This is a genomic window from Myxacorys chilensis (assembly GCF_059505265.1).
This window is the reverse complement of the sequence record NZ_JCACKG010000112.1, coordinates 1-10,478: the sequence shown is the minus strand read 5'-3', so window position 1 is coordinate 10,478 and position 10,478 is coordinate 1. Positions and strand designations below refer to the sequence as shown.

Below are 10,478 nucleotides of genomic sequence, written 5' to 3'. Positions count from 1 at the left end.
AACTACCTCCTGAAAGTTCTCGCTCAGCCCTCTAGTCCCGCTCGATTATGAAGAAGCGTGTGCGTTTGCCCTATCCGTAGATATGGAATTCTTGTAGCATTTGGAATAGTTTTGTTAGCATTTTAGTGGTTTAGCCTAAAGATCGGTAAAATTGAATTATTTAGGAAACGTTGCAATCCTAATCTTCTAGTTATCCATAAAAAGAGGTTTAATTGACCTGCCTATTTACTAATTAAGCAAAACAAATCTAGAACTATATTCCTCTAGCTTTTAAGTGAGAAGAACTCATGATAACGCCGCCCCCTCCCAGTATTTCTCCACAGCAAATGAACGTTTTTCGGATCGTTTGTTCGATGGCTTGGTCGGATGGAAAGTTAACTCCTGAAGAAGCAGAGTTGATGATAGATCAGTTTGTTAGCCTTTTTACAACCGATGTTGCTGAGAAGCAGGTTCTACGACAGGAGTTTCAAGACTATCTGGGACAGAACATTCCTCTAGAAGAGTCAGTCCCGACCCTAAAAACGGTTGAAGATCGAGAACTGGTTCTGAAATTAGGATACATGGTTATCCAGGCGGGGGGAACGCTTAACCCGGACGAAGACGCGATTACGGCGGATGAAAAAGCTGCTTATCGTCGCCTAGTAGATCTTTTAGGACTGCCAGAAGATAGGGTGCAGGCAGTCGAATGGGCAGCAGATCAAGAACTTGGTCAATCTGACACGATGATTCACGCGGTAAATTCTGGATTAGCCACATTCTTCCATCGATAATGCAATAGTCTGGCTAGGTACAATCGGTTTATCGACAGAAGACTGAACAGTTGTTATTGACTGCGATCGCAGTCAATACGTGAGCACGAAAAACTGCGGATCGAGATATTCGTTTCGCCCCATAGTTTGCTTTGCAGTTTTTCAAAGTTTCGTGACCATGGGCTTTAGTACTTAAACCGAGGTTCGAGCAATTTGGTGTTGACGATCTTGTTGAACATGGTCTGGTTGAGTAATAGGCAACTGGAGTGTAAACACTGTTCCGCTGTTTGGTTCAGACGTTACTTCAATCTTGCCACTGTGATTTTCAACAATCTGATAGACTATCGATAGCCCTAACCCTGTTCCTTGCCCGACTGGCTTAGTGGTGAAGAATGGATCGAAAACTTTTGTTTGAATAGAAGATAGCATTCCACATCCATTGTCCCGGATTTGAAGTTGAATCTCGGTTTCGTTGATGCGATCGCTGTGAATAGTAATTTCTTTAATCGGTAAATTCGGGGAAGCCAAAGCCTCGATCGCATTCATCAGCAAATTCATAAATACTTGGTTGAGTTGCGCTGGCTGGCACTCAATTTTAGGCAAATCGCCATACTGCCTGATGATACGGATACCCTGAAGACGCTGGGTGAGAATGACGATCGTACTTTCAATTCCATCGTGCAAGTTGACGGCTTTTACTCCAGTCTCGTCTAGGCGCGAGAAGTTGCGTAAAGACAACACAATTTGGTGAATCCGCTCGGCTCCTACCCGCATGGAACCCAAGAGTTTCGGCAGGTCTTCGCTCAGAAAGTCAATATCTATCTCGTCTAGCCGCTGTTGAATTGCAGCGACAGGGGATGAATAGTGCTGTTGATAGAGTGCTAGAAGACTAAATAAATCTTGAACATAGTGATTGGCTGGAACAATATTTCCATAGATAAAACTAATAGGATTATTGATTTCATGGGCAACACCCGCCACGAGTTGACCCAAGCTAGACATCTTTTCGGATTGAATAAGGTGATGTTGAGCTTGTCGAAGGTTTTGAAGCGCAGTTTCGGCAGCTTCTTTAGATTGCTGAATCGCGATTTCTGCCTGCTTGCGATCGCTGATATCTTCATAGGAACCGAAGAGTCCAATTACGTCTCCAGCATCATTTTGAAGCGGTATTTTAGTCATTCTCACCCACGCCGTACCATCTTGTGAAACCCGAGGCTCTTCATGATTTACTTTAGAGGCTCTCTGGCTCAGCACAAACTCATCATCAGCCCGATAGAGATGAGCCAGTTCTTTCCAATCTAGGTCAAAATCATCGCGCCCTAAAATTTGCTCTGGCGACTCTAGCCCAGCATCTTGAGCAAACAACCGATTACAGCCCAAGTAACGAAAATTTTGATCTTTCCAAAACACCCGTTGCGGAAAGGTGTCAATCACTAATTCTAGGGTTTGTTGAGATTGACGCAACGCGACTTCAACTTGCTGACGCGCCGTTGCTTGTTGCTCAAGTCTTTGATTTGCTTCTGCAAGTTGGGCAGGGCTAGGCAGCGCTAATATTTTAGGAATCAAGGAAACCAATGCGACTCCTGTTGCTACAGAAACCGTAGCTGTCAAAGCTTTGATTGTGCCTGACAGCCAGTAGGTCGGATGCCACAACGTCCAGATGTCCATCAAATGCCCAGTGCCGCATGCCACAATAAAGCTGCCTATTAGGAAAAACAACCAGTCAAACGGCAAATCTCCTCGCTTGCGAACGATGTAAACCAGAAGCAAAGGAATGGAGTAGTAGGACAACCCAATGAGAGCATCCGAGATAATGTTGAGCCAAACCAGTCCGGTTTTCCAGAGGTAACAATGACCATGAGGAACAAAGGGACTTGAACTTAGAAGGGTTCTTAAGAGGTTAAGCATGGCGATTCCTTGAGACGCAATAACCCTTGAAAGATTGTTATATTTTGAAATGTTTTTATATAAAGCAGTAGATGGGTAATTTCTCTACGGCTTCTGCCACAACTACGGCTTCTGACCTAACTTCAGACAGATGCTGAGGAGAACTGCGATACCAGTGTTCCCCAAAGTTATATTTAACCTCTTTGGTGAAATTGCGTTACAGAATGTTCTGCTCGAAAAATAAAAGTAATACAGTAGGAAAGCCTTGATGGGCTTGGCTTCTCATTCTGTCTTCAAAGCGGGTTTAATGATACTTTTCTACAAGTAGAAATCAACTTGACTGCATACAATCGAGCTAAATCTAGCTTTTCTACCCTTTCGCTCTCAATAGCCGTTACTATTACACATAGAGCTTGAGGAACAAGCGTACTTATGTCCCAAAGTGTCGTTCCTGACCCAAACATCGCGCCGGATATCAGCCGTCTAGTGATCGAAGATGATGCGCCCGTAAATAATTTGATCTCTGAAAAGCAGCAGCGGTTACTGACTGAAGCGCTCTATAGCAATGATGTTTTTGAGTCGCGATCGTTCTTAGTCGCCGCGAACGTCGGTGTGTTTTATGCCGTTCGTCAGCCTCCCCTAGTTCCCGATGTATTTCTCAGCTTGGATGTCGAGGTTCCTCAAGACTGGCGTGAGAAGAAAAATCGCACCTATTTTGTCTGGGAGTTTGGCAAGTCACCCGATGTCGCAATTGAAATTGTTTCTAACAAAGAAGGAAACGAACTCGGCAGTAAGCTGACAAACTATGCCCGAATGGGCGTCAGTTACTATGCTGTGTTTGATCCACTAGAGCAACTGGGAGAAAAGCTGCTGACTGTATTTGAACTGCGCGCTAATCGGTATCAGGAGAAATCTGATGCTTGGTTTGACGAAATTGGTATTGGTTTAACGCTGTGGGATGGCACGTTTGAAGGGAAGCGCGATCGCTGGTTGCGATGGTGCGATCGTATGGATGCAGTCATTCCCACTGGGTTTGAACGCGCTCAAAAAGCCGAAGCTAGAGCAGGACGACTCGCAGAACGCTTGAGAGCCTTAGGCATCGACCCGGATGCGGAGGACTAGATGGCACGAACGCCAACTATTACCTACGATCGCGGCACTTTAATTCTCCACCCACCTCCTAAGGGCAAGATTTGGGTGGATTTTGCAACATGGGACGATCGGATCGAAAAGTTTCGCGTCCCGGCTCATCAATACCGTCGGTTGGTGCTGGCATTACGGGCAGAAGGGACAGAGTTAACCGACAAAGCGAAAGGATTTCAAGAAATTGATCTCGTTTCCACCCTGGCAATGGAGCCGTACCCTCACCAGAAAGAAGCCTTGGAAGCCTGGAAGAATGCAGGGCGAGCGGGCGTGGTGGTGCTGCCAACCGCGGCTGGAAAAACGTATCTAGCACAATTGGCAATGCAGGCCACAAAGCGCAGCACCCTAATTATGGTGCCAACGCTAGATTTGATGCATCAATGGTACGCGCAGTTAGTGACCACGTTTCCCAATGTAGAAATTGGATTGTTGGGTGGTGGATCGCGCGATCGCACTCCCATTCTAGTTGCGACTTACGATAGTGCCGCGATTAATGCTGAAACGTTGGGCAATCAGTACGGGCTGCTCGTATTTGATGAGTGCCATCATTTGCCGAGTGACTTTAATCGAGTCATTGCTGAGTATGCGATCGCGCCTTATCGGTTAGGACTGAGTGCAACACCAGAGCGAACCGATGGTAAACACGAAGATCTAAAAATTCTAATTGGTGAAGAAGTTTATCGTAAAACAGCAGAAGAATTATCTGGCTCGGCACTAGCAAAACATGATGTAGAACAGATTAAGGTAACGCTATCGCTTGAGGAACGTGAACGCTATGATCGACTGATTCAAATCAGAAACGCTTTCTTAAAAGAAGCCAATCTTTATCTCAGCAGCGCTCAAGGCTGGCAGCGATTTGTAGCGGCAAGTGCTAGGTCGAAAGCGGGACGAAAGGCGATGTTAGCCCACCGAGAAGCCAAAGCGATCGCGTTTGGCACGGAAGGCAAACTGCGGGTTTTAGGCGAATTGTTAGGGCGTCATTATCCCGATCGCACGCTGATCTTCACTGACGATAACGCCACTGTTTATCGAATTTCTCAAGACTTTCTCATTCCTGCGATCACGCACCAAACTCCGGTGAAAGAGCGCCATGAGATCCTGACAAAGTTTAAGCAAGGCGAGTACAAAACGCTGGTTGCTTCACGAGTTTTAAACGAAGGGGTAGACGTGCCCGATGCCAGCGTTGCGATCGTATTATCGGGTACAGGTTCGACTCGCGAATATATCCAGCGTTTAGGACGAATTTTGCGTAAAGGCAAAGACCCAGCCAAACGAGCACTGATGTATGAAGTGGTAGCTGAAGACACCAATGAAGAAGGGGTTTCACGGCGACGTAGAGGCGATACGGCAAAGAAATCTCCCCGGCAGTTAGAGTTAGTGCCGCCGCGACTGGCGTATCCAATTCCTCCCCCAGCCGTTCCTCGTGCTGCCGAAGCCGAAGAGGATGATAACTGGTAGAGAATTGGCGTTTTGGCTGTTTGTAAGGAGTCTAACGAGCGCTCGCAGAGTTGGCTTGAATATCGCTTGTAATCGTACTCAAACTTAAAACGTTAACTGCAACCTTAAACAAGTTAAAACGCGAACTGAAACTGATCGATGCATAGATCGGATGGGGATCATGCAGCTTTACCATTACTGAGAGCAATATGTAGTGAGTACTACAAATCTAATTGTGTGAGCTTCTAGGCTGAAGCAAGCAAAGCAATGTAGCGGAAAGAGTTCTCATATGGCTAAGCAAAATTTGGTTGTGATCGGAAACGGCATGGTGGGTCACAAGTTCCTAGACCGAATGATCGCCAAAGGAGCGACGCAGAATTGGAATTTAATCACCTTTTGCGAAGAGCCGCGAGTTGCTTACGATCGTGTTAATCTCAGTGGTTTTTTTAATGGAAAAACGGAAGCCGATTTAACCCTAGTTGAGCCTGAGTTTTATCAGAACAATGGGGTGCAGATGTATATGGGCGATCGCGCAATTAAGATTGATCGTGATCGCAAGTGTGTCACTTCAGCAAACGGCATCACCATTAGTTATGACAAGTTGGTGCTAGCGACGGGTTCATACCCCTTTGTCCCTCCGATTGAGGGCAAAGACGCCGAGGGAACGTTTGTCTATCGCACCATTTGTGATCTTGAAGCGATCGCTGCCTACGCAAAAACGTGTCGGGTCGGCGTCGTAATTGGCGGCGGCTTATTGGGACTCGAATGCGCCAACGCCCTGAAGAATTTAGGCCTCGAAACGCATGTCGTCGAATTCATGCCGCGTCTCATGCCTGTTCAAGTCGATGATGCAGGCGGACTGATTCTTAAACGTGAAATTGAAGCAATTGGGGTTAGCGTCCATACGCAAAAATCAACGACCAAGATTGTGAGTGAAAACGGTCGAGTGCATCGAATGACGTTTGCTGACGACACAGAATTGCAAACCGATATGATTGTATTTTCGGCGGGCATTCGACCTCGCGATGACTTAGCGCGAGACTGTGATTTGATGATTGGCGATCGCGGTGGTATTGTGATCAACCCGGCCTGTCAAACGTCTGATCCAGATATTTATGCGATCGGAGAATGCGCGCTTCACCAAAACCAAATTTATGGCTTAGTTAATCCAGGCTATGTTATGGCAGGAGTTGCAGCAGACAACATCTGTGGAGTGGACAGCCGCTTTGATGGAGCCGATATGTCTACCAAGCTCAAGCTGTTAGGTGTAGACGTTGCGAGTTTTGGAGATGCCTTTGCCAAAACGTCTGGCGCTAGAGAACTGACCATTAGCGATGCCATTCAAGGTACATACAAAAAACTAGTTGTAGACGAAACGGCAACTACCCTACTGGGCGGAATTCTCGTTGGTGATGCATCTGCATATGGCAGTTTGCTGCAACTGATGCACAACAAAACGGCTCTACCACCGCATCCAGAAGATCTGCTCTTGCCGCCCCGTTCAGGAGGCGAGAATGCCTTGCTGCGAGTCGAGAATTTTCCTGATGCAGCACAGATTTGCTCGTGTAACAATGTGAGCAAAAGCGATATTTGCAATGCTATTCGCGACAATGGGTTAACCGATCTAGCCAGCGTTAAGCAATGCACAAAAGCAGGAACAGGATGCGGTGGATGCGTTCCGTTAGTCACAGATCTGTTTAAGGCAAAGTTAAAGCAAGCCGGAATCGAAGTTAAAAATCATCTCTGCGAACACTTCGCTTACTCACGCCAAGAGTTATATCACTTAGTTCGATCATCTGTTTCATCGCAAGGCGAATCGCAACAGATTCATACCTTCGATCAACTGTTGCAACGCCATGGTCAAGGGAAAGGATGCGAAATTTGCAAACCTGCGGCTGCATCCATTTTGGCATCGGTGTGGAATGAGTACATTCTAAATCCGCCTCACGCCGGGCTACAAGACACTAACGACGCCTTTCTTGCTAACATTCAGCGGGATGGCACGTATTCTGTTGTGCCTCGTGTTCCGGGTGGTGAAATTACACCTGATCAACTAATCGTCTTAGGCGAAGTTGCCAAAGAATTCAACTTGTACTCCAAAATTACTGGTGGACAGCGAATCGATTTGTTTGGGGCAAGAGTCGATCAGCTTCCCCACATTTGGGCACGGTTGATCGAGGCAGGATTTGAGTCGGGACACGCTTACGGAAAAGCATTGCGAACGGTGAAATCGTGTGTTGGCAGTACGTGGTGTCGGTTTGGGGTGCAGGATTCAACCTCGCTCGCGATCGCACTGGAGTTACGTTACCGGGGATTACGCGCCCCGCATAAAATCAAGAGCGCGGTTTCGGGCTGTACTCGTGAATGTGCAGAAGCTCAAAGCAAAGATTTTGGCATCATTGCCACTGAAAAAGGATGGAATCTTTACATCTGCGGCAATGGTGGCATGAAGCCCCAACACGCCCAACTACTGGCAGCAGATTTAGACAAAGAAACCCTGATTCGCTATATCGATCGATTCCTAATGTTCTACATCCGCACTGCAAATCGTCTTGAACGAACTGCTACTTGGTTTAACAAGTTAGAAGGTGGTATGGAGTATTTGCAGCAAGTCATCATTGAGGATTCGTTGGGCATTTGTGCAGAACTTGAGGCGGAAATGGCGCATCAAGTCGCGACCTACGATTGCGAATGGAAGGCCACGATTAACGACCCAAGAAAGCTACAGCGCTTCCGTCACTTTGTGAATTCGGATCAGAGTGATCCGAATGTGATTCGGGTAGAAGAACGGGGTCAGTTGCGCCCCGCCTATGAGCATGAGCGGCAGCTCTTAACGATTGGTCAGCCCTAATAGCCCTACCTATCGTTGTGCTTCTCAAGCGATGTGCCCTGGTTCAGAACCATTATTTCTCTTAAACACGTTATCTCTCCTAAATTATGCAAGCCATCACCAATCAATCGACTGCAACGCGTTGGATTACTGTTTGTGCCTTGAATGACATTCTGCCGGATACGGGCGTTTGTGCTTTGGTGAACAACCAACAAGTTGCAATTTTTCGGGTCGGAGAGGAACTTTATGCGATCGCGAACTATGATCCGTTCAGCAACGCCAATGTTTTGTCACGGGGAATTGTGGGCGATCGCAATGGCATTCCCAAAGTGGCTTCTCCGGTTTACAAGCAAAACTTTAATCTTGCGACTGGAGAATGTTTAGACAACGCCGAAATCAGTGTGCCTACGTTTTCAGTTCGCGTGATGGATCAGCAGGTTCAGGTTGGAGCTACTCAAATCTAATCTTCGTGTAGAAATAGATTCTAAAGGCTAGAGCTAGGTGCAGAGGAGCAGGTATTTCAGGATATCTGCTCTTTTCATCTTTTTAGACGAGAGATGAAAGAATAACTGTGCTTAGAGTGCCGCATGAGATGAGATACCAGTTGAATCCTTAGACCTGCCAGCTTCTGAAATTGAAGTTGGTACTTGATCAATGCATAACTCCCTAAACAGAGCCGCTCACACCATCAATGTCTAAACCATTCATCATCAGAACCGAGCTAACGAATGCCGAAGAAGCAACGCTCATTGCTTTCCGCAAGTCGCGCGGCAGCCTTGGAGAGGTTTAACTCGACTTCGGGGAGCGAGCCGAAAGCGGGCGATTGTTCGTGAAGTGCCCGCAGGCAATGTTATACGCTACGTTCATTATGTGTCTCTAATAAAAACACGGCTAAGGTTGATGCTGCTCCTACCGCGAGTTTTGCATGTCGAGAACCTAAACCTTTTGCTTTTGAATCTTTACCATGTCCAGTGCCGTAGCTGTTCCTCAATTCAGCAATACCGTTCGTAATCGTAGCTAAGTTGCTCAAAATCAGCTTTATGTTATCTGCAGCCTTCGCTTTATTTGGAATGTCGTCTGGAGTAAGCTTGAGTTCTTTAACTGTCTGCTTAACTAGCTTCGGCAACTCTGGTGTGCCGCTTAGTGTCTGACCTCTTTCAGCCAAAATAGTTTTGCAAATAGTCTCAATTAGCTCTTTAGCCGTGCCTATAGCCAAGCCTGGATCATTATCAACAGCACTCTCCATACGGGTGATTTGACCTAAAACATAATTAGTATCTGTACCTTTGAACTTTTGCTTCAAATCCGCAATATTTGACTCAACTGAAAGTTGAATTCTTCTCGCCGTATATACAGCACGACCAGACAATAGCGTCTTGGGCACGATTTCGTAACCTGCATCGTGCAGCAATTGATTGAACGCTTGCTCTAAACGTTTTATTTCTTCTGTATCGTTGCGAACAACAGGATGAAGTGTTTCGCATAGAAAGCGTAAAAACATCTCATCGTCACATTGCAACAAGTTGAATCTTGGGTCATTGAAAACCCAATTGTTCATCCAGTCATCATTATTGACACGATGCTGCCAGATGTCTGCTTCGGCATTCCTAAACCTGTGGTCGGTAGAGGGTAGAGTCTCAAGGTTAAATAGGCGACCCAAAAACTCTGTATCCTCTAGGCGACCTGCCCAATGAGCTTCTTCAATAGTGAACAAGTCGATAACGTCTCGACGGGTGGCTTCTGTAATTTGCATAATTCGTTCAGTTATAGAAGTAGCGTATAACTTGTACTTAGATGAATCTAGCCCGCTTCAGTCTGTCTATCTCCCCTAAATTGGAATCTTAGACAGACGAACATCTACATAACGTCTTGATTCGGAGCGTCGCGCAGATGTTTATCTGTATATCTCCCCAAAAGAGAGGATTAGGCAGACGAAGATCTGTATAACACCCTATTATGCAAAGTGTTATACAACAAACCGTCCGCATAATAGCTTCAAAGATAAATAGCACTCTTATCCCTTCAGCAAACCTTTACCATCAATCTCTAAGCGAGATTAGATGCTGAGTTCCTTCATCCTCAGACGTTGACTTATTGATTGCTAGAAAGCTGTTCTAGAATGCGATCGTTCGGAGTTTGGCATAGCCATCGCATTGATCGACTTGTGCCCTAACATTCCTAAGGAGTGCTGCCGTTACAGCGACTTACGCTAGGTCTACATCGATTTACGCCTTGACATTCCTAGGGAATGTTTCGGTTACACCGACTTAATCTACAGCATTCCTAGGGAATGTTTGCGCCACACCGACTTAATCTACGGCATTCCTAGGGAAGGCTTCAGTTACATCGGCTTAATCTACAGCATTCTTAGGGAATGCTTTGAAGTGACCCCTTTAGTTCGGACAGAAGCACAAAAGATTTAAGCGTATCTA

The 10,478-nt window shown here is 46.2% G+C and carries 7 protein-coding genes; 5 read left to right on the top strand and 2 right to left on the bottom strand.

Annotated features, from left to right (window positions below; all coding sequences use genetic code 11):
* The first annotated feature begins 287 nt into the window (after positions 1-287).
* Positions 288-770, top strand: coding sequence for a tellurite resistance TerB family protein (locus AC5JLB_RS08430; RefSeq protein ID WP_495873384.1), 483 nt, complete (start codon positions 288-290; stop codon positions 768-770).
* A 171-nt stretch (positions 771-941) separates the two neighbouring features.
* On the opposite strand, the gene AC5JLB_RS08425 is transcribed toward AC5JLB_RS08430, so the two are convergent.
* Complete coding sequence (locus AC5JLB_RS08425; protein WP_495873383.1) at positions 942-2,657, bottom strand: sensor histidine kinase; 1,716 nt, start codon at positions 2,655-2,657, stop codon at positions 942-944.
* A 411-nt stretch (positions 2,658-3,068) separates the two neighbouring features.
* On the opposite strand from AC5JLB_RS08425, the gene AC5JLB_RS08420 reads away from it, so the two are divergent.
* The 4 genes from AC5JLB_RS08420 (at position 3,069) to nirD (ending at position 8,510) form a co-directional block, all read left to right on the top strand.
* The gene (locus AC5JLB_RS08420; RefSeq protein WP_495873382.1) at positions 3,069-3,758 is read left to right on the top strand and encodes a Uma2 family endonuclease; all 690 of its coding nucleotides are present in this window, start codon (positions 3,069-3,071) and stop codon (positions 3,756-3,758) included.
* The gene (locus AC5JLB_RS08415) at positions 3,759-5,237 is read left to right on the top strand and encodes a DEAD/DEAH box helicase (RefSeq protein WP_495873381.1); all 1,479 of its coding nucleotides are present in this window, start codon (positions 3,759-3,761) and stop codon (positions 5,235-5,237) included.
* A 268-nt stretch (positions 5,238-5,505) separates the two neighbouring features.
* On the top strand, positions 5,506-8,067 hold the full coding sequence (gene nirB, locus AC5JLB_RS08410) for a nitrite reductase large subunit NirB (protein ID WP_495873380.1): 2,562 nt from the start codon (positions 5,506-5,508) through the stop codon (positions 8,065-8,067).
* An 86-nt stretch (positions 8,068-8,153) separates the two neighbouring features.
* On the top strand, positions 8,154-8,510 hold the full coding sequence (gene nirD, locus AC5JLB_RS08405) for a nitrite reductase small subunit NirD (protein ID WP_495873379.1): 357 nt from the start codon (positions 8,154-8,156) through the stop codon (positions 8,508-8,510).
* A gap of 386 nt (positions 8,511-8,896) precedes the next feature.
* Here nirD and AC5JLB_RS08400 read toward each other — a convergent pair whose 3' ends face one another.
* Complete coding sequence (locus AC5JLB_RS08400) at positions 8,897-9,799, bottom strand: abortive infection family protein (RefSeq protein ID WP_495873378.1); 903 nt, start codon at positions 9,797-9,799, stop codon at positions 8,897-8,899.
* Positions 9,800-10,478: the final 679 nt, after the last annotated feature.

Coding starts and splice junctions, on each gene's coding strand:
- AC5JLB_RS08400 (WP_495873378.1), bottom strand. CDS start 9,799: ATGCAAATTACAGAAGCCACCCGTCGAGACGTTATCGACTTGTTCACT.
- nirB (WP_495873380.1), top strand. CDS start 5,506: ATGGCTAAGCAAAATTTGGTTGTGATCGGAAACGGCATGGTGGGTCAC.
- AC5JLB_RS08415 (WP_495873381.1), top strand. CDS start 3,759: ATGGCACGAACGCCAACTATTACCTACGATCGCGGCACTTTAATTCTC.
- AC5JLB_RS08420 (WP_495873382.1), top strand. CDS start 3,069: ATGTCCCAAAGTGTCGTTCCTGACCCAAACATCGCGCCGGATATCAGC.
- AC5JLB_RS08430 (WP_495873384.1), top strand. CDS start 288: ATGATAACGCCGCCCCCTCCCAGTATTTCTCCACAGCAAATGAACGTT.
- nirD (WP_495873379.1), top strand. CDS start 8,154: ATGCAAGCCATCACCAATCAATCGACTGCAACGCGTTGGATTACTGTT.
- AC5JLB_RS08425 (WP_495873383.1), bottom strand. CDS start 2,657: ATGCTTAACCTCTTAAGAACCCTTCTAAGTTCAAGTCCCTTTGTTCCT.